Source organism: Cnuella takakiae, assembly GCF_001953305.1.
GTDB classification, from domain to species: domain Bacteria; phylum Bacteroidota; class Bacteroidia; order Chitinophagales; family Chitinophagaceae; genus Flavisolibacter; species Flavisolibacter takakiae.
The window spans coordinates 2,567,427-2,587,411 of sequence record NZ_MTFE01000010.1; the positions used below are offsets into that span (position 1 = coordinate 2,567,427).

Annotated in this window: 11 protein-coding genes; 7 read left to right on the forward strand and 4 right to left on the reverse strand. The window is 50.5% G+C overall.

The window, feature by feature from the left end; translation table 11 throughout:
- Window positions 1-154 precede the first annotated feature (154 nt).
- The 3 genes from BUE76_RS11255 (at window position 155) to BUE76_RS11265 (ending at window position 2,595) form a co-directional block, all read left to right on the forward strand.
- Entirely contained in the window at window positions 155-946 is a 792-nt protein-coding gene (locus BUE76_RS11255; protein ID WP_245798406.1) for a DUF3050 domain-containing protein, read from the forward strand.
- Between the two features lie 185 nt (window positions 947-1,131).
- On the forward strand, window positions 1,132-1,575 hold the full coding sequence (locus BUE76_RS11260; protein WP_083596647.1) for a YsnF/AvaK domain-containing protein: 444 nt from the start codon (window positions 1,132-1,134) through the stop codon (window positions 1,573-1,575).
- Window positions 1,576-1,677: 102 nt separating this feature from the next.
- Window positions 1,678-2,595: a YsnF/AvaK domain-containing protein gene (locus BUE76_RS11265; protein ID WP_073046296.1), complete on the forward strand. Its 918-nt coding sequence runs from the start codon at window positions 1,678-1,680 to the stop codon at window positions 2,593-2,595.
- Window positions 2,596-2,682: 87 nt separating this feature from the next.
- Here BUE76_RS11265 and BUE76_RS11270 read toward each other — a convergent pair whose 3' ends face one another.
- Window positions 2,683-3,387: an NUDIX hydrolase gene (locus BUE76_RS11270; RefSeq protein WP_073046436.1), complete on the reverse strand. Its 705-nt coding sequence runs from the start codon at window positions 3,385-3,387 to the stop codon at window positions 2,683-2,685.
- 487 nt (window positions 3,388-3,874) lie between these two features.
- On the opposite strand from BUE76_RS11270, the gene BUE76_RS11275 reads away from it, so the two are divergent.
- The 4 genes from BUE76_RS11275 (at window position 3,875) to BUE76_RS11290 (ending at window position 13,754) form a co-directional block, all read left to right on the forward strand.
- Window positions 3,875-7,012 carry a SusC/RagA family TonB-linked outer membrane protein gene (locus BUE76_RS11275; RefSeq protein WP_073046438.1) on the forward strand — a complete coding sequence of 1,046 codons (3,138 nt, stop codon included), beginning with the start codon at window positions 3,875-3,877 and terminating at the stop codon, window positions 7,010-7,012.
- A gap of 11 nt (window positions 7,013-7,023) precedes the next feature.
- Window positions 7,024-8,889, forward strand: coding sequence for a RagB/SusD family nutrient uptake outer membrane protein (locus BUE76_RS11280; protein ID WP_073046299.1), 1,866 nt, complete (start codon window positions 7,024-7,026; stop codon window positions 8,887-8,889).
- A gap of 184 nt (window positions 8,890-9,073) precedes the next feature.
- Entirely contained in the window at window positions 9,074-12,406 is a 3,333-nt protein-coding gene (locus tag BUE76_RS11285) for a VCBS repeat-containing protein (RefSeq protein WP_073046301.1), read from the forward strand.
- A 40-nt stretch (window positions 12,407-12,446) separates the two neighbouring features.
- Window positions 12,447-13,754: a vanadium-dependent haloperoxidase gene (locus BUE76_RS11290; protein ID WP_073046303.1), complete on the forward strand. Its 1,308-nt coding sequence runs from the start codon at window positions 12,447-12,449 to the stop codon at window positions 13,752-13,754.
- Between the two features lie 21 nt (window positions 13,755-13,775).
- Here BUE76_RS11290 and BUE76_RS11295 read toward each other — a convergent pair whose 3' ends face one another.
- The 3 genes from BUE76_RS11295 to BUE76_RS11305 form a co-directional block, all read right to left on the reverse strand.
- Window positions 13,776-14,579 (reverse strand): glycoside hydrolase family 16 protein, encoded by an 804-nt coding sequence (locus BUE76_RS11295; protein WP_073046306.1) that lies wholly within the window; start codon window positions 14,577-14,579, stop codon window positions 13,776-13,778.
- A 52-nt stretch (window positions 14,580-14,631) separates the two neighbouring features.
- A complete protein-coding gene (locus BUE76_RS11300) occupies window positions 14,632-15,804 on the reverse strand; it encodes a glycoside hydrolase family 43 protein (protein WP_073046309.1) in 1,173 nt (390 codons plus the stop codon).
- Window positions 15,805-16,025: 221 nt separating this feature from the next.
- Complete coding sequence (locus BUE76_RS11305; RefSeq protein ID WP_073046311.1) at window positions 16,026-19,781, reverse strand: ThuA domain-containing protein; 3,756 nt, start codon at window positions 19,779-19,781, stop codon at window positions 16,026-16,028.
- Window positions 19,782-19,985 lie beyond the last annotated feature (204 nt).

Consider the following 19,985-nt stretch of genomic DNA (forward strand, 5'->3'; position numbering starts at 1 on the left):
CCCTTGTTCTGACAACATTTATCGTAAAAAGCAGGGCTCTTACCTGCTGTTTGTGGCCTTTGTACTACCCTGGTTTACTATATCGGGAATCTTTGTGTTTGCCTGCATGGCGCCACCTTATTTATTGTTCTTTTGCAGCGCAAAATATCCACCCGTGAACAATCCGATCGATCAACTCAAAGCTGCCGTTGCTCCGCTACACGACCAACTGGTGAACCACCCGCTTTATGGCAGCATCCAAACCCTGGAGCAGTTGCAGGTGTTTCAGCAGCACCATGTTTTTGCCGTATGGGATTTTATGTCGCTGCTCAAAAGTTTGCAACGCAATCTTACCTGCGTGGGCACACCCTGGCTGCCGGTGGGTAATGCCAATACCCGCTTTTTGATCAACGAAATTGTGGTGGGTGAAGAAAGCGATGTGGACCAGCACGGCAACCGCATGTCGCATTTCGAACTGTACCTCCTGGCTATGCAAGCAACGGGTACCGGAACGGATGACATCCAAAATTTTATTGCCGCCATTGGTAAGGGCAGCCCTGTACACGACGCACTTGTTACCGCTGCTGTTCCGCAGTCGGTTGCTGATTTTGTAAATCATACTTTCAACCTGATTGCTACTGCACCCCTGCATTGCCAGGCCGCGGTATTTACCTTTGGCCGCGAGGACCTCATTCCCGGCATGTTCCTCAGCTTTGTAAAAGAGCTGGCCCAAAGCTTTCCCCGGCAAATTGAAACCTTTCTATATTATTTGGAAAGACATATAGAAGTAGATGGTGAGCACCATGCACAGCTGGCCTTCCAGATGACCCAGGAACTGTGTGGCAACGATGCGCAGAAGTGGGAAGAAGCTACCCAGGCCGTTCAGGAAGCCATGCAAATGCGCCTGGTTTTATGGAATGGCATCCTGGAAAAACTCCAGCCGGCAATTGTAGTTGAACCAGCATAAATAAAGGGAATCCATTTTGTTTTATACAAATGCAAAACGGATCCACATATAATTATACAATCGCCCTATGCCGCTCTGCAAAGAGCGGCTTTTTTATTGTCCAGCTTTTATTTACGAAAATTTAAAACAGGTTTTTTATAGTGCTAATGGCACAAGGGCACGCTATTGGTTAAAAGAATACTGCTATGGAAAACAATACGCACCCCAACTATTCCGGCGAGCAGTTAAACAACGGTACCTCTAAGCAACAGGTAATACCGGTGGTAGAAGAGTTTGCTACCATTCACCAGGAAATAGTTGAAACAGGTAAGGTTTCGATCCGTAAAACAGTAAGTGAAGAGCAGGCTCTTGTGAACCTGCCCATCACCAACGAGTATTATGACATTGAACGCGTAACCGTCAACGAAACGCGGGATACGCCACCACCTTCGGTGCGTTATGAAGGCGATACCATGATCATCCCGGTAACAAAGGAAATTACGGTAATCCAGAAACGGTATGAAGTAGTGGAAGAACTGCGCATTACCCGCAAGCTTACCGAAACACCCGTGATGCAGGAGATCACCCTGCGCAAAGAGCAGGTACATGTAGAACGGCACAGGGGCGATGAAGCTCCGGAGCGTTTCTAAATGCTATTCTCTTATACCTATGCAACCACTGCAGTAGCATGGCAACATGCTGCCTTTTCCCAACTTCTTTTATTCACTTAACCATACGAAAAGGAGGCTATTATGGCACAAACAGTAATTGGATTCTTTGATTCCTACAGCGAAGCGCAAAACGCAGTAGAGCAATTGGCAATGGCTGGTATCAGCCGCGACCGCATCGATATTTCATCAGGTCGCAGTGGCTCCGGCAATGTATCGTACAGCGGCAGCAGCGATAGCAGCGATCGCCATGATGATCACGAAAGCGGTGTAACCCGTTTCTTTAAAAACCTGTTTGGTGACGACGACAACGACAATGTGAGCCGCTACAGCAGTGTTGGCCACAACAGCGATGCCATTGTAACCGTACACGCCCAAAGCGACACAGAAGCCAGCCGCGCAGCTGACCTGTTGGACAGCTACGGAGCCGTAGACGTGGATGAGCGCGCAGCAAGCTATGGGCTTACTTCCGGTACCCGCAGCACCGACAGCGACCGTTTCACCGACACCGATGAGCGTAGCACTTCTATTCCCATCATCCGCGAAGACCTGGAAGTAGGTAAGCGCGAAGTAGAACGTGGTGGTGTAAGGGTACGCAGCCGCATTGTAGAGCGCCCTGTAGAAGAACATGTACGCCTGCGCGAAGAGCATGTACGTGTAGAGCGCAACCCTGTTGACCGTCCCCTGCGTGAAGGTGAACTGGGCGCATTCCGCGAAGGTGAGATTGAACTGACCGAAAGGGCAGAAGTTCCCGTGGTAAACAAAGAAGCCCGCGTGGTAGAGGAAATTCGCCTCAATAAAGAAGTTACTGAGCGCGAGGAAACCATCCGTGATACCGTACGCAGCACCGATGTTGACATTGATGAAACCGGCCGCCGAAGCGATGTGGGCCTCGCCGGCTCCACTGGTACCACCGGCAGCGATCTCGGTACTACCGATTACCGCGATACGGACAATGACCTTCGCGACAACCTGCGCAATAATGATAACCGCTCTTTGTAAAACTATTCCGGTTTTACAGTGCAGCAGATCATATTACCATCAAGGGCCTTTATAGGCCCTTTTTGTTTTACAAACAGTTTTGCTTGCTTACAACAATTTATCGGGGCGGGGAATGAGGTTGAGAAAAGCGCCCTGTTGCTTTTTGTATTTACGCTTATCCAGTTTATAGAGGTAAGCGCCCTTCTTGGACCCTGATTTATCTTTCGCTGTTTGCTTGATCAGCAAACCCGTACTAATAAGTTTGCGGGTAAAATTGCGGTTGTCGAAAACGGTATCGTAAACCGCTTCGTACAGGGCCTGCAGTTGCGGGATGGTAAACCTTTCGGGCAGCAATTCAAACAGCAGGGGATGCAGGGCTGCCTTATACCTTAACTGGTGCAGGGCTTGCCGCACCATATCATCATGATCAAAAACAAGGCGGGGCTTTTTATCCAGCAAAAACCATTTGGCTTCGTAGTCTTCAGTTACCTGGTGCTCGTACTTATTGATATCGATCAGGGCAAAATAGGACATGGATATAACCCTTTCGGCAGGGTCCCGGTCAGGTTCGCAAAATACTTTCGATTGTTCCAGGTAAACGCCTTCAAGGCCGGTGAGCGTTTTCAATACCCTGTTGGCTGCATCGGGCAGCGATTCGCCTTTTTTTAAAAAGCCGCCCATCAGGCTCCATCGGCCCTGCTCGGGATCAAAATTTCTTTTTATGAGTAAAATGTTAAGGTCTTTGCCATCAAAGCCAAAGACAATGCAATCCACGGCAAGGAGTACGGGTTGTTGGAGCAGGTATGCGGTCATATGTGCAATCGTTTTCGCAGTGGCGAACCATTTGGTAAATTTTGCCACTGTCAATGTATAACCGTGAAGAAAGCATTTTTTGGTTTAATAAAGAAAAACAGCAAAAAGCATGGGTGGTGAAACTTGCATTGAACCGGAAAACCTTTACCATGGCGGTTTAAGCATGTATCCTGTCGGTTGCCCTTGGCGCACAATTGCTTTTTAGGTTCTGTTGTAAAAAAAGGACGTATTAAAACTTATAGGAATAATTGCGGAAAGTAGAACAAAATGTATCAATTGTGGATAAGTAAAACTGCTTATGAAATGTAGTTCATACGTTTAAAAAAAATGCTATTTTGGTTTTCGTTAACGGATCTCCCGTTAGCATTCATTTAAACGATCTACTGCCATGATTAATTGCTTTACCCGAAGCAAGGAGGGGCGCAACGCCCCCAATGGCCTGGGCCATTTTTACAGAACCCCCAGGCTGTTTTTAGTCCTTCTTTTGATGTTATCTGCTTTGGTGCCCTGGGCGCAAAACCGCACGGTTACAGGTAGGGTGACGGCCGCTGATGGCACTACACCGCTTTCCGGCGTTTCGGTTCAGGTAAAAGGTGGGGCCACTGGCACCCAAACCAATGAAGCCGGTAACTACACGCTGCAAGTGCCGGCCAATGCAACCCTTGTGTTCAGCTATGTAGGTAACGAAACCCAAGAAGTTGCAGTGGGCAACCGCTCCGCTGTGAATTTTCAGTTTAAGTCTACCAATCAGGAAATGCAACAGGTAGTGGTTGTGGGTTACGGCCGGCAAAAGAAGGCCACCGTTACCGGCTCGGTTGCGGCCGTGCAGGGTACGGAGCTGGACAAGTCGCCAACCGTTAACCTGTCCAACTCACTGGCAGGCCGTCTGCCGGGTATCACTGCCATTCAAGGCAGCGGTGAGCCAGGATATGATGGTTCTACCATTCGTATTCGCGGTACCAACTCTTTTGGTAACAGCTCACCACTTGTAGTTATTGATGGTGTGCCTGACCGGGCCGGTGGTTTGGATCGTCTGAACCCTGCCGACATCGAGAGTATGTCGATTCTGAAAGATGCTGCGGCCGCCATTTATGGTGCCCGTGCAGCAAACGGTGTCATCCTGATTACTACCAAACAGGGAAAAATCGGTAAGCCTGTAGTTTCCTATGACTATAACTATGGTCTACTGCAGCCAACCGTTGTTCCGGAAATGGCCAACGCTGCTCAATATGCCGAATTGATGAATGAGCAAACGATGTTTCAAAATGTACCTTTTGCCCAATGGGGTGCCGCTTGGCCTGCTATCAAGCAACAAGGTTTTTATGTTCGTTCTGACAACAACCAAAGAGTAAATGCCATTTATTCTCCACAGGACGTACAAAAATTTGCAGATGGTTCCAGCCCACTGACCCATCCCAATACCAATTGGTACAACAGTGTGTTTAAGAAATGGACGAACCAGCAAACACACAGCCTGCAAGTAAGCGGGGGTACAGAAGCGTTGCGGGTTTTGGCTTCCATTGGTTATCAAAACCAAGATGCTTACTACAAAAACTCAGCTACCAAGTACAGCCAATACGATGCCCGCATCAATATAGATGCAAAGATTAACAAGTACATCAACACAACCATTGGTGCTTTGTACCGCCAGGAAGTCCGCGATTTTCCAACGGTAGGTGCCGGCGATATTTTTAGGATGTTGGTACGTGGCAAACCTACAGAAATGGCTGTATGGCCAAACGGTCTTCCTGGACCGGACATTGAGAACGGACAAAACCCTGTTGTGGTAACTACCGGTGCCACTGGCTATGATAAGGACAGGCGCAATTATCTGCAAGCAAACGGGCAGATGGTGATCAGCAACCCCTGGGTAAGTGGGCTGAAGCTAACACTGCAAGCAGCAGCAGATAAATATATGCGCAATACCAAACGTTTTGCTACCCCATGGGCACTGTACACCTGGGATAAAACTACTTTTGAGGCGGATGGTGTAACGCCAAAGCTCACAAGAACAATCCGTTCAACCTTTACTGACCCTCAATTGAACATGGGGAATGAGGATGCATTGAAACTTACGCTGACAGGCTTATTAAACTATGACCGCACCTTCGGTGACCATACCGTAGGATTACTGGCTGGTATTCAAAAAGAGCAAAATGATGGTGAAAGCTTTTCTGCTTTCAGACGAGATTTCATTTCGGCTGCACTGGATCAGTTGAGTGTTGGTGGACAACAGCGGCAGAATGTCGGAAGCGGTGGTTTTGCTGAAGCCCGCCTTAGTTATTTCGGCCGGGCTGCTTACAACTACCAGGAGAAATATCTTGCAGAATTCTTATGGCGTTATGACGGTTCCTACTTCTTCCCAGAGAAGGATCGTTTCGGATTCTTTCCTGGCGTGCTGGCAGGCTGGACCATTTCAAAAGAAAAATTCTTTGAGCCTGTAAAGTTTGTCAACAACCTGAAGATTAGAGGTTCTTATGGCCAGATGGGTAATGACCGTGTGGACTTGCCTGCATTTGGATTTTTGTCTACTTACTCACTTTCCGGTACACAGGTAATCAATGGTCAACTGCAGCGTACACTTACCGAGGCCCGTGTGCCTAACCTGAATTTTACATGGGAAGTTGCTACTAACGCCAATATCGGTTTGGAAGGTACCCTGTTCAACAATCGTGTTTTCTTTGAGGCAGATGTATTTCGCAACAAGCGTGATCAAATGTTGATTACTAATTCCGCAACTATTCCAAACAGTGCAGGTATTGCTTCCCTTCCTCCTGTAAATGAAGGGGAAATGGTAAATAGGGGATGGGAGTTCCGATTGGGTTACAATGGTAAACGCGGTCGCGATTTCACCTATACGGTATCAGTGAACGGAGGCTACTCTAAAAACGAGGTGCTGAAATGGAATGATATTGCCAGCGCACCTGAGTATCAAAAAACTGTAGGCCGTCCTGTTGGTACCAATGGTGCTGCGTATTTAGTTTTTGAGTCTGATGGCATTTTTGTGGATGAAAAAGATATCGCAGCAAACAAACTCGATTATACGGCTTTTGAACGGGAACTGCGACCCGGCGATATGAAATTTAAGGATATCAACGGCGATAATAAGATTGATAACTTCGATCAGGTACGTCTTGACCAAACCCGTGATCCACGCTTTACCGGTGGCCTCAGTATTAATATGAGTTATAAAAGCTTCGACCTGTCCATGCTGTTTCAGGGTGCAACAGGCGGCCTGCAAAGGTTGAACTTTAACGAGACCGGTGAGTTTGGCAACTGGCTTACCTATGGTTACAACAACCGTTGGTCTGTTGATAATCCAAGCAGCGAACATCCTCGTTTGGTGAGCCGTAATAACCGTTACTATGCCGGCAGCCAGGGCAACAATACTTATTGGTTGCGCAGCAACAGGTATTTGCGTTTCAAAAACTTTGAACTGGGTTACAACCTTGCTCCCAGCATCGGCGACAGGTTGGGTATCAGCCGCTTGCGCTTATATGTAAGTGGGTTGAACATTGCTACTTGGGATAAGTTGGGCATTTGGGATCCGGAGGCAACAGCAGAAAACGGGTATGCTTATCCTCAGTCCCGTATTATTTCATTTGGTGCCCGTGTTACCTTCTAATTCCTACAATCATGAAAAGTACAATAAAGCAATTTTGGATTTTGTTGCTGGCGGCAGGTGGCTTGCTTTCTGCCTGCAAAAAAGATTTTTTAAATACAAAGCCGCTCGATCAAATTGATGGGGCAGCTACCTGGCAAGACCCCGCTTTAGCGCAGGCATTCGTATTTGGCCTTTATGGTGGGTTGTTTGAAGGTGGCTTTGATGAGGAGATGCTTGCTGCCCTCACAGACGAAGCAATTTTTACCCACCAGGGACGCAACATCAATACGATTAATCAAGGCAGCGCAAGCCCTTCCAACCCGGGATGGCAGAACCGTACAACATCATTTGGTGAAATGTACCGGTTCATTCGCCAGACCAATATTGCGTTGCAAAATTTGCCTGATGCTGCTATCGCTGACGAAATGATGAAAAAAAGACTCATTGGTGAAGCTCGTTTTCTCCGGGCGTACTATTATCATCAGCTGTTGCGTTTTTATGGCGGTGTACCCCTTGTTACTAAACCTTACCTGTTAAGCGACAGTTTCAGCATTGCTCGCAATACGTATGCGGAGATACATAACTTCATTATTACAGAAGCAGACCAGGCAATCACTTTGCTGGCCGGTCAATCAAAAGTAAAAGGACGTCCTTCTGATTTGGCTGCGATGGCGCTAAAAGCAAGGCAGTTGCTGTACGCAGCATCCGATTTGCACGATGTGCCTACGGCAAAGTCAAAATCAACAGTGCTGAATTCATATGCAAACCCTGAGCTGGTCGGCTTTGTTTCCGGCGACCGCCGGGCACGCTGGCAGGCAGCAAAAGATGCCGCCAAAGCGGTGCTCGACGCAGCTGGTTCTGGTTATAAAACCAACCTCACGGCCCCGGTTACGGCCGATGAAGGACGCAAAAACTACCTGGCTATTGCCATGGGCGGCCGCAGCAAACACCCGGATGCTGATGCGGCTGTTGCTAGCTCCAACGAAATTTTGTTCGAACGCACTTTTTCGCCAGAGCAGGAAGTGGGTGCAATGCGACATGGTCTGCGCCAGGGCCCCAATGGCTACAACAACTGGGCAGGCAATACGCCTATTCAGCAGGTGGTAGACGACTACGAACTGATGGACGGCACCCGCTTCGACTGGACCAATCCGGCGCACAAAGCAGATCCTTATGCTAACCGCGATCCCCGTTTTTATGCATCCATTTTATATGATGGTGCTGGTTGGAAGCCGCGGAACCGGGCAGAAGATCCTGCAAACCAGATCCAGACCGGAACCTACTTTGCTGGCGCCAACAAAATTGTGGGCATCGATACCCGACAGGGCCCCATCGAGAACTGGAACGGCAGCTTTACCGGATATTATTTCCGCAAGTTTATCGATCCGGATCCAGCTATCCGCGACAATACCACGCCACAGCTGGTACCCTGGCCTTTCTTCCGATACACCGAAGCGGTTTTGAACTATGTTGAAGCCTGCATCGAACTGGGTGAAGACGCGGAAGCCCGTAACTGGTTGAATAAAATTCGGTTCCGCGCAGGGATGCCGGCAGCTACCGAATCCGGAGCGGCGCTTCGCGACCGTTACCGCAACGAACGCCGGGTGGAACTATTGCTGGAAGAACAAAGGTATTTTGACGCAAGGCGTTGGATGATTGCCCCGCAAACCTTGGGTAGAAAGGTGCAGTTCATTCAGATTGAAGGACAGTTAAAACCGGGCGCTACGGCACCTTCGCCTTACCGAAAAGACCCGAACGTTTTCAACTACACCTACACACCTGTGGTGAACAACGATCTGGAAAACAGGACTTGGTTGGATAAAATGTATTTCCGGCCTATTAGTTTGTCCGAGATTCAGCGTAACAGTAAACTGGTACAAAACCCAGGTTACGAATAAATCGGGATTCTTTCCCAACAGGCAAAAACCAATGCAGCCGCTGGCTGCATTGGTTTTTTTATTGGGTGCCCATCCTGTTTTCTGTCCACAATCACACTGTGCAACAGCTGTTTTTCCTAATTTTAATAGGTGTACCCATTGTTGCGGGTCCCTTTGTTTTTTCGCCAACCACCGAACCGCCGATATGCTTTGCCGCCTGATTTCCGTGCTGTCCCTGGGAACCTGTAGTTTCCTGTTTTCCTGCTCCGCCGACTCCAACAAAAAAGAGGCTTCCGGGCCCTCTTTGTTTACCCTGCTGCCAGCCGAACAAACAGGTATCGCGTTCAACGATACCCTTGTTGAAGGGGTAAATACCAACGTACTGATGTACGAATACTTTTACAATGGCGGAGGGGTTGCCGCCGGCGACCTAAATGGTGACGGTCTCGATGACCTATATTTTTCAGCCAACATGGCTGCCAATAAATTGTACCTGAATAAGGGCAATTTGAAATTTGAAGATATTACCGACGCCTCCGGGCTGGTTACCCGCGATGGTCCCTGGAAAACAGGTGTAGCCATGGCTGATGTAAATGGCGACGGCAGGCTGGATATCTATGTTTCTTACTCGGGCAACCTGCGGCCCGAAAAGCTGGTGGGCCAGCTTTTTATCAACCAGGGCGCCGGTGCGGATGGGATACCGCATTTCAAGGATCAGACCACCGCTTTTGGCCTCGACATCCCGGGGCATACTACCCAGGCTTATTTCTTCGATTACGATGGGGATAGCGACCTCGACCTGCTGCGCCTCAATCACAACCCCCGCAACATACCGGTGCTGGATGAAGTAAATACCGCAGCCCTGCTCAAGGTAGCAGAGCCGCTCTATGGCCTTCGGCTGTACCGCAACGACGGAAGCCGCTTTTCAGATGTAACAGCGCAAACCGGTCTCAATAGTTCGGCTTTGAGTTATGGCCTGGGTGCGGGCATATCTGATTTCAACAACGATGGCAGGCCGGACATCTATGTTTCCAACGACTACTCGGCTCCCGATTACCTGTATATCAATAATGGTGATGGCAGTTTTACCGATAAAAAGGCGCAAGCCCTCGGTCACATTTCGCAGTTTTCGATGGGCAACGATGTGGCTGATATCAATAATGATGGCCTTTCCGATATTATCACCCTGGACATGCTGCCCGCAGACAACCGCAGGCAAAAGCTGCTCTTTGCTCCCGACAACTACGAGAAATTTGACCTGGGTGTAAAAAGCGGTTTTCACTACCAGTACATGCGCAATATGCTGCAGGTAGCCAATGGCGATGGCACGTTTAGCGAGGTAGGCCAGCTGGCTGGCATCAGCAATACCGACTGGAGCTGGGCGCCGCTCTTTGCCGATTACGACAATGATGGCTGGAAAGACCTGTTTGTAACCAATGGTTATGTGCGGGATTTTACCAATATGGATTTTATGAAGTACATGGGCGACCGGCTGGAAAACCGGGAGTCCGGCGTGCTGCGTTCCGATGTGCTGAAGCTGGTAGAACAAATGCCTGCATCCAACGTGGTAAATTATTTTTTCCGCAACAACGGCAACCTCACCTTCAGCGATGTCTCCGCAGGCTGGGGTATGACCGAGCCTTCCAACAGCAATGGCGCTGCCTACACCGACCTGGACAACGACGGCGACCTGGACCTGGTGGTGAACAATATCAACAAGCCCGCATTTGTGCTGCGCAACGATGCCGATAAAGTTGCCAAAGCACAATTTTTAAAAATCAAACTGCAGGGTTCTGGTGCCAATACCATGGGTGTAGGTGCCAAACTATGGCTTTATGCCGGTGGCCGCAGCCAGTACCTGGAGCAAATGCCTACCCGCGGTTACCAGTCGAGTGTTTCGCCGGTACTGCATTTTGGATTGGGCAATACTTCCGCAGTGGACAGTCTCAGGATTATATGGCCCGGTGGCAGTCAGCAGGTAATGCGGAGTATCAAAGCCGGTCAAACCCTCACCCTGAAACAATCCGATGCACAGGGTAAAACCTTGCCGGCCAACAGCCCCAAAACCCTATTTACGGAAACTTCCAGCCCGGTGCCCCACCAGCATGGGCCCGTAGCGGTAAACGATTTCAAACGCCAGCCCCTGATGGTGAATCCCGTGTCTTATAGCGGCCCCTGTATGGTAAAAGGCGATGTAAATGGAGATGGCCTGGAAGACCTGTTTGTTGGCGGCGGCAGCGGCACTGCCGGGGCCCTTTTTCTCCAGCAAAAAGGGGGCGTTTTCCGGAAAATGGCCAGCTCAGCTTTGGAAGGCGATAAGACCTATGAGGACGGCGGTGCTGTTTTCCTGGACGCAAACAAGGACGGCAAAATAGACCTGTTTGTCGCAAGTGGCGGTTACCATAACCTGTTGCCAGAAGACCCGCTATTGCAGGATCGGCTTTATTTGGGTGATGGTAAGGGTGGGCTTGCAAAAGCGCCTGCCGGTGCCGTGCCCCAACTGCTGGTTTCCAAGGGATGCGTGGCCGCCGCCGATATCAATGGTGATGGCAATGCCGATCTTTTTGTCGGCGGCAGGGTAGTTCCGGGCCGCTACCCCGAAACGCCCAAAAGTTTTGTGCTGCTGGGTGATGGCAAAGGGGCCTTTAAAGACGGTACCGCTTCCGTAGCTCCGGAAATCCAAAACTTGGGTATGGTGACGGATGCCGTATTTACCAATCTTGGCGGCAGCAACCTGCCCGAGTTGGTGGTAGTGGGCGAGTGGATGCCGGTAACTGTTTTTGCGTTGGAAGGGGGCAAGCTGCGCAATAAAACAAACCAGTATCTGCCAAAGGCTTATAGTGGTTGGTGGAACAAAATACTGGCCGAAGACCTGAATGGCGATGGCCGTACCGACCTGGTGCTGGGCAACCAGGGGTTGAATACCCAATGTAAGGTGAGTGATAAGGAACCTGCGGAGTTGTACTTCAAAGATTTTGACGACAATGGCGCGGTTGATCCCATCCTTTGTTTTTACATGCAGGGAAAAAGCTACCCCTATGTTTTCCGCGATGAACTGCTGGAGCAGATGACCATCATGCGCACCCGCTACCAGGATTACAACGCTTATGCCGATGCCAAACTTTCTGACATTTTCACCCCTGAAGAACTAAAAGGCGCCGGCCATTTACAGGCAAATACCCTGCACACTACGCTCTTGTTGCAGGATGGCAAAGGAAAGTTTGCCGAGCAGCCCCTGCCCATTGCTGCCCAGTATGCACCTGTTTATGCACTGGCAGCAATGGATGCAAATGGCGACGGGTTTAAAGACCTGGTGCTTTGTGGCAATAACAACCGGGCTAAACTGCGTTTTGGAAAAAGCGACGCCAATTATGGGGTGTTATTAAAAGGAAACGGTAAGGGCGGTTTTGCCTATTTGCCACAGCAGGAGAGTGGATTGAAACTGCAGGGTGATGTTCGGAGCCTGGTACAGGTAAATGGCCAACTCCTTTTTGGCATCAATGGACAGGCCTTAAAAGCTTACCAGTTACGCAAATAAATGGTTGCCACCGCATAGGTGCGGTTTAAAGGATTGTTTTATGAAAAAGATACTGGCATTTGCCTCCATAGTATTGCTGCTGATTTGTTGTAAATCGAAGCAGGAAGCCCAGGTGCGTTTTGGGGCCGTTGATATCTCGAGGGTAATAGGCGAAATGACGGAAACCATGGTGCACGACGTGACCAACCCGCCCTTGGCAGCCCGTTTCTTTGCTTATACCTGCCTAGCTGGCTACGAGGTGGTGGCGCAAAACAATAAAGATTTTGCCTCCATGAAGGGGCGTATCAATGATCTTCCTGCCCTGCAAAAGCCTGATAGCATCAAAGGCTACAATGCGCAGCTGGCGGCCCTGCTGGCAATGATGCAGGTAGCCGAAAAGCTGCAGCCTTCGGGAAAGATGATCCAGGCTTACCACAACCGTTTAACCGATTCCCTGCAACAAGCAGGTCTGGATGCTGCAGTACTGGACGCCTCGGAACGATATGCAGCGGTAGTGACAAAACAGGTACTGCAATATGCCCGTGGTGATGGTTACCGCACCATCAGCAACTACCCCCGCTATACCCCGGTGAGCAACCAGCAGGGTACCTGGTATCCTACGCCACCCGCTTATATGGCTGCAGTAGAACCCCATTTTAAAATGGTGCGCCCTTTTACCCTCGACTCGGCAGCACAGTTCAAGCCCGATGCACCGGCTCCCTACACTACGCAAAAAGGCACTCCATTTTACCAAATGATGGAAGAAATTTACCGGCACAAACTGACGGACGAAGAAAAAGCCATTGCCGCTTTTTGGGATTGTAATCCTTTTGCCGTTCAGGACAACGGGCACCTGCTTGTAGGACTTAAGAAGATTTCACCGGGCGCACACTGGCTGGGCATTACCGGTATTGCCTGCGCCAAAGGCGGCAAAAATTTTGAGCAAAGCATGGAAATTTTTACAGCCGTTTCCATGGGGCTCATGGATGGGTTTATCTGTTGCTGGGACGAAAAGTACCGCAGCAACCGCATCCGTCCGGAAACCGCCATCCGCCAGAACCTGGATCCCGAGTGGAAACCCTTGTTACAAACGCCGCCTTTCCCCGAATACCTGAGCGGCCACTCTACCATTTCGGGTGCATCGGCAACCATTCTCACCCGGTATTTTGGCGATGCATTTGCTTATGAGGACACTGTCGAAATCCGGTACGGACTGCCTGCCCGCAAGTTTTCCTCTTTCCGGCAGGCTGCCGAGGAAGCTGCCATCAGCAGGTTGTATGGCGGTATTCATTTTAAGGATGCCGTTGCCAATGGACTGGTGCAAGGCGAACTGGTAGGCAAGCAGGTGTTAAAAAAGCTGGGCAAATAGGTAATACAGACCCGGTTTACCTTACTGGTACACCCGTACATAATCTACCAGCATGCTCTGAGGTAAGCTTTTTGTATCCACACCCTTGCGGCCGCCCCAGTCGCCACCATAGGCGAGGTTGAGAATGAGGTATTGCGGTTTATCGAAAGGCCATGCTTCCACATCGGTTTTTTCGTTGGCATAGGAAAACACTTTCTTTCCGTCAAAATACCAGTCAATATGGTCGGGGAACCTGGCAACGCCATAGGTATGAAATCCGTTATGTGGATTTTGCACATAGATTTTGGTGCCCTTGCCACTACCTGCTGCATGGTTATACTTTTTGGTGTGTACATTAAAATGCAGCGTATCGGGCATATAGCCCACATGTTCCATGATATCAATTTCGCCGCAAAGGGGCCAACCTGCTTCTTTGATATTGCTACCCAGTGTCCAGATGGCGGGCCAGGTGCCGAGCGCATTGGGTATTTGGGCACGTACCTCAATATAGCCATAGGTCCACTGGTGCAGGCCCTTTGTGACCAGCGAAGCCGAAGTTATAGGTACCACCTTCCCATCATGCTGCATCGAATCATTGCGGGCTGTAAGCACCAAGTTGCCTTTTTCTATCCGGGCATTTTGCGGCCTGAGGCGGGTATAAAACTGCAACTCGTGGTTGCGGAGATAACCTTCTTCATAGTTCCAATTCTTTTCGTCGGGCAAACCGGCCTTGTTGAATTCATCAGCCCATACCAGGCGGGTATAGGTTTGCTGGGGCAGGTCTTTTTTTTGCGCAAACCCGGTAAGGCTTAGGAGCAGGGCAGGGAGTAATGGTTTCCAGTTCATCTAACCTGTATTAATGAGGTTAAGTAATATGGGTGCCAGCTGAAAATATTGTTTAGCGAAGCTTGGGTAAGGGCTTCGTTCCCTTCACACCGGATGGTAAGGGTTGTGGTGTTGTGGTAGGACCCTTTACGGTGATTTTTCCGTCCTTGACAATCATGCGGTCGATAAACACTACGCGTTCATCACCCGTTTTTGCGGTGCGGCCATGGTACACGCAAAACATTTCTTTTCCATCCGGCGAATAGGTGATGCTATTGTGGCCCGTGCCGCTAACGGTGCCGCCTTTATCTGTGTTCTTTTGCAAAATGGGGTTGTTTGCAGCCTTGGTAAAAGGACCCAACGGGCTTTTGCCGGTGGCATATCCAATGGCATAATGCTGGCCGCCAAAATGGTTGGCAGAGTACATGATGTAATAAAGCCCGTCTTTTTTAAACGTAACAGAACCCTCGGTCCAGCGGCGGTTTACCTCTTTGGAGGTAACCGAAAGGCTTTCCCAACCCGCCTGTTTGTCGGCCAGTTTTACAGGTGGACGCAACAATAGAACAGGCTCACCGATGGCCCCGGTGAAATCGGGTTTCAGTTCCACACCATACACCCAGCTTTCTTCCACTTCCTTGTACAAGCCCTGTTTACGTGCCCAGTCGGCAACCTCGCTTTCAACTGGGTGTTTGTAGGCTGCCCTTGAGTAGTAGAGGTAAACCTTGCCATGGGTATCGAAGAACACATTGGCATCAATGATGGGGTAGCCAGGATCAAAAACCGGCTTGTTCTGCAAGTCAATAAAAGGGCCAGTGGGTTGGTCGGCAACGGCAACGCCTATACGAAAGTTTTCTTCTTCTTTCGCCGGGTTTTCTTTCCACTGTGCGCTGTAGAAAAGATAGTATTTGCCATTGCGCTCATACACTTCGGGTGCCCAGTAAGCGCCACCCCAGGCTGCCTTTGGATCGCTCCACCCATTGGGATTGTTGTGGAAATAAACCTGTCCTTCCTTTTTCCAGTTCACCAGGTCGGGAGAGGAGTAAGCGGCAAAGCCTTTCTCGGCACCCCCCGTACCGTACATATAGTAAGTGCCCTTTGTATACAGTACAAAAGGGTCGCCAAACTGCACCGGCATCGGGTTGGTGTAGGTTGCTTTTTGCCTGGCGGGTAAATGGACGGTTTGCGCAGCAACGGGGTTCAGGGAAAGACAAGCGGCAAGGGTATATAGGGCAACAATGGGCTTCATGGCAAGAGGGGTTTAAAGGCCGCTAAATGTAGGGAAATAGTTGGGTTTAGGGGTTAAGGGTTTGGTGTTGGGAGTTTGGAGTTTTGCGTTTGGGTTGAAGTGTTTGTTTTATCGGCAATAGTGATTGCTTAGCGTCCTTTGAGTTATACAAATCACCAGCACTTTTTAGCCCACAAAAAAGCCCCACCAACCGGTGGGGCTTTAATTGGACTTTACTAACCCTATTTCATACTGAGAATATGCTCCACAATGGCACCAGCTTCCTGCTTCGAAAGCTGTGGGTGCGGGGTCATGGGTATCTGTCCCCAGTTGCCGGCACCGCCACTGATCACCTTGGCCGCCAGCTTATTTACATTAGCTGTGGTCTTGGTGTATTTCCTGGCGATGTCGTGGTAGGAGGGACCTACCATTTTTGCCTTCGGTGCATGGCAGGCCTTGCAATCGCTTTTGGCAATCAGGGCGCCACCATTGATGCTTGTTTTAGTTACTGCCTGCGTCGGTGCAGCGGGTTTTTCGGCCGTAGTTTTCACCGCGGCAGTTTTGGCTTCCACTACCGTTTTGGCAGGTGCCTTTTTAGTTGGTGCGGGTTGCACTTCGCGGCCACCTTCCACGCGGATATAGTCCACCACGGCAAGCCTGTTGTTGGGCGTATCATTTTTTGTAAATACAAAATACAGGTTGTGCGTACCTGTTGTTGCGGTGGCGGGGGCTGTTACCTCTGCAAACTTGCGGTCGCCGGTAACTTCCATCGCCTGGCTGCTGATGAGGGCACCCCTGGCTGAATCGGTGTGCACTTCAATGGTACCACCACTAACCGTTGTACCATAACGGTAGGTAAAGCCGGTTACATCCTGGAGGTCGATGTTGCGGAAAAGGATCCAGCTGCCGTTGCCACCCATCATCACGTTGCGGCCTTGTTTTTGGGCACGTCCAACAGCATCGGCATCTTCTGCCTGCAGCTTGCTGGGGCGCAGCACCAGAATGGTTTTGCCGGTGAGGGGCTGGGCATCGCCACCTTTATCGGTATAAGATGCGGTAAGGATATAGCGGCCCGTTTCTACGTTGCCGGCATGCTCCTGTAGTGCCAGGCTACCCTGTGCGGGCAGCGATGCATCCTGCGGCTGGTTGGCCAGCGACAACACATATTTTACAATCTCGGTAGCGTCTTCGCGGCTTAGCTGCGGGTGGGCATTCATGGCATGTTCGCCCCAAACGCCACCACCACCGGTGATCACCTTGTTGGCCAGCTTGCTGATAGCAGTTGCATCACCCTGGTATTTCTGGGCAACCTGCAGGAAGGCTGGGCCAACCGATTTGGCGTTGATCTGGTGACAGGCTTTACAATCGCTGGCCTGCATCAGGGTCTTGCCCAGGTTATAGCTTTCGCTGATCTCCTGGTGGCCAACCAGGTTTTGCGTAGTGGCCACCTTAGGGATATAAGTCAGCGCCACTTTTACTTTCTTCTTATCAATGGCCTGGTCTTCTTTGTCGGTAACATCTACCGAGTAGTTAAGTCCGGTGGTTTTATTGAAAAAGAAAGTCTTGTTGTCGGTGGTATTGAGCTTCACTACCGGCATGGCGTTGCCCACCTTTACTTTCACGGTATCGGCGCTGGTGGCACCGGCAGCATCGCGGGCCTGCAGGATGGCCAGGTATTCGCCTTTGTTGTTGAACGTATACCTGAAGTCTGGCTTGTCGGCAGGGATGGTTTTGCCTTCCACTACCCACTGGTAGCTTACCTGGTCTTCTTCATCAAAGTCTTTGGCAGCCCTGCGGTTGAGCGATACAGTCAGCGGCGCAGCACCTACGGTATCCGAAACGGCTACCTTGGCAATGGGCGCACGGTTGCCGCCATTGAAGTCGATGCGTACCAGGCGGGCATCCTCGTTGTCGATACCATATACCGAACCATATTCCAGCATATACAATACGCCGTCGGGGCTGATCTCCAGGTCCACGGGGCGGCGGAAATCGCCGTTGGTGGGCATAAAGGGCTCCATGCGTTTGTAGTTGTTGTTTTCGTCAAAACGAACGGCCATCACCCAATTGCGCATCCAGTCGTAGATAAACATGGCGCCGTCGTAATAGGCAGGCAGCCTGTTGGGATTGGTGCCATTAGGATCGTAACGGTAAATAGGACCACCCATGGCGCAACGGCCACCTTGTCCCAACAGCGGAAACTCTTCCGAAGCGTTGTACGGATAATAGATCATCGCCGCATTGGTGGGCGGCAAGGTCTTCAGACCGGTATTGTTGGGCGAATTGTTGGTAGGACCATTCTTGTCAAACAAGGGACCGATTGCCTTGGTGGCAAAATCCGAATCATGGTAAGCTACGCTGTTGCCCACGAAAAAGGGCCAGCCATAGTTACCTGCTTTTTTTGCCTGATTGAATTCGTCGTATCCACGGGGACCATGGTTAGAGTCGGTACCTGCATCGGGACCAATTTCACCCCAGTACAGGATACCGGTTTTCTGGTCAACGGCTATGCGGTAGGGGTTGCGGCAACCCATCACGTAAATCTCGGGGCGGGTGCCGGCAGTGCCTTTGGCAAAGAGGTTGCCCTCGGGAATGGTATAGCTGCCATCAGCTTCGGGGTGTATGCGGAGGATCTTTCCACGCAGGTCGTTGGTATTACCCGCCGATCGCTGGGCGTCATACACTTTGCGGCCATCGCGTTCGTCCATGGGGGCATAGCCATGGCTCTCAAAAGGAACGGTATTGTCGCCGGTACCGATGTAGAGGTTACCCTGTGCATCCCATGCCAGCGAGCCGCCAGTGTGGGCACTCACTTCCAGGTCGATGGGCACTTCAATCAGCACCTGCTCGGAAGCTTCGTCCAGCACATTGTCCTTGCTGATCTTAAAGCGGCTGATCTTCTGCATGTATTCCTCACCCCTGTTGGAGGAGTAGAAAAAATAAATCCAGTTGTTCTCGGTGAACTTTGGATCAAGGGTCACGCCGATCAAACCATTCAGATATTTCTCAACGGCTTTCACCGGGAAGTCGCGCACCAGTTTGGTGCTGCGGGTAGTGGGCTCGTATGCATAAAACTTACCGCCCCTTTCGGTAAAAAACACGCGGCCATCGGGCGCCACGGTCAGCTCCATGGGCTCGTTGAGGTCGTTGGTCAGTACCGTTTTGGTGAAACGGTTGTCCTCGGGTGTGCGCACCGCGTAGGCTTTGCTGAAATCAAGACCCCTGTTTTCGCCAATGGCATACTGAATGCCCCCCAGGAGATGCTTCAGGAAATTGGTTTCTTTATATGCCTCATCGGTATGCCCCAGGCCGGTATAAAAGGCACGGCCACCGTCATAGTCGTGGTACCAGGCAATGGGGTGATTGTCGCCATTGGCGCCCCCTTCATAAGTGGTTTCATCCAGCGTAGCCAGTACCTTGATACCGGGATAGATGTTTTTATAATTGTACCACTCGTCCCAACGCGTCCAGCGGTCGGGGAGGTGTGCTGTGCTTTTGTGCGACTTGTCTTTTACATCAATGGATGCGGTTTGCTGTTTGGGATGGCTTAGGAAATAAGCACCCACCAGGCGGTTGTACCAGGGCCAGTCGTACTCGGTATCGGCTGCGGCATGTACGCCGGCAAAGCCGCCCCCTGCCTGGATATAGCGTTCAAAAGCCACCTGTTGTTCGCCGTTGAGGACGTTCATGGTGGTGCTCAGGAAAACTACGGCACTGTAGTTCTGTAGGCTGTCCTGTACAAAATAGCGGGCATCGCGGGTGGTGTCTACCACAAACCCGTTTTCGCGGCCCAGCAGCTGGATGGCTGCCATACCTGCGGGTATGGACTGGTGGTAAAATCCTGCGGTTTTGGCAAAAACCAAAACCCTTGGCGGTCGGGCTGCGGGTGGTTCGGGCAAGGGAACAGAGACCGTTTTGGTAGACTTACAGCCGGAAAAACCTGCAAGTACGCTAACCAAGGCGGCCGAAAGGAACCATGTCTTTCCTGGAAAATTCATGAGGCGAAGCTTTCGGTTTTAAGTGTAAAAGGAACGTTTAAATATAGATATTTTCACAAGTGCACCGGCAACTTATCTGGAAGGAAAGATGGAGAATCTTATTTCCTGCCGGCAAATGCAGCAGGGTAGCAGGTTTGGCCCATTTCTATTTTCCCAGGCAACAAAGATTGCTGTACTAAACCGGGCAGCGCCTCCCTTATTTTC

Excerpts from the sequence above, each read along its gene's own strand:
- BUE76_RS11260 (WP_083596647.1), top strand. The coding sequence starts at position 1,132 with ATGGAAAACAATACGCACCCCAACTATTCCGGCGAGCAGTTAAACAAC.
- BUE76_RS11265 (WP_073046296.1), top strand. The coding sequence starts at position 1,678 with ATGGCACAAACAGTAATTGGATTCTTTGATTCCTACAGCGAAGCGCAA.
- BUE76_RS11270 (WP_073046436.1), bottom strand. The coding sequence starts at position 3,387 with ATGACCGCATACCTGCTCCAACAACCCGTACTCCTTGCCGTGGATTGC.
- BUE76_RS11275 (WP_073046438.1), top strand. The coding sequence starts at position 3,875 with ATGTTATCTGCTTTGGTGCCCTGGGCGCAAAACCGCACGGTTACAGGT.
- BUE76_RS11280 (WP_073046299.1), top strand. The coding sequence starts at position 7,024 with ATGAAAAGTACAATAAAGCAATTTTGGATTTTGTTGCTGGCGGCAGGT.
- BUE76_RS11285 (WP_073046301.1), top strand. The coding sequence starts at position 9,074 with ATGCTTTGCCGCCTGATTTCCGTGCTGTCCCTGGGAACCTGTAGTTTC.
- BUE76_RS11290 (WP_073046303.1), top strand. The coding sequence starts at position 12,447 with ATGAAAAAGATACTGGCATTTGCCTCCATAGTATTGCTGCTGATTTGT.
- BUE76_RS11295 (WP_073046306.1), bottom strand. The coding sequence starts at position 14,579 with ATGAACTGGAAACCATTACTCCCTGCCCTGCTCCTAAGCCTTACCGGG.
- BUE76_RS11300 (WP_073046309.1), bottom strand. The coding sequence starts at position 15,804 with ATGAAGCCCATTGTTGCCCTATATACCCTTGCCGCTTGTCTTTCCCTG.
- BUE76_RS11305 (WP_073046311.1), bottom strand. The coding sequence starts at position 19,781 with ATGAATTTTCCAGGAAAGACATGGTTCCTTTCGGCCGCCTTGGTTAGC.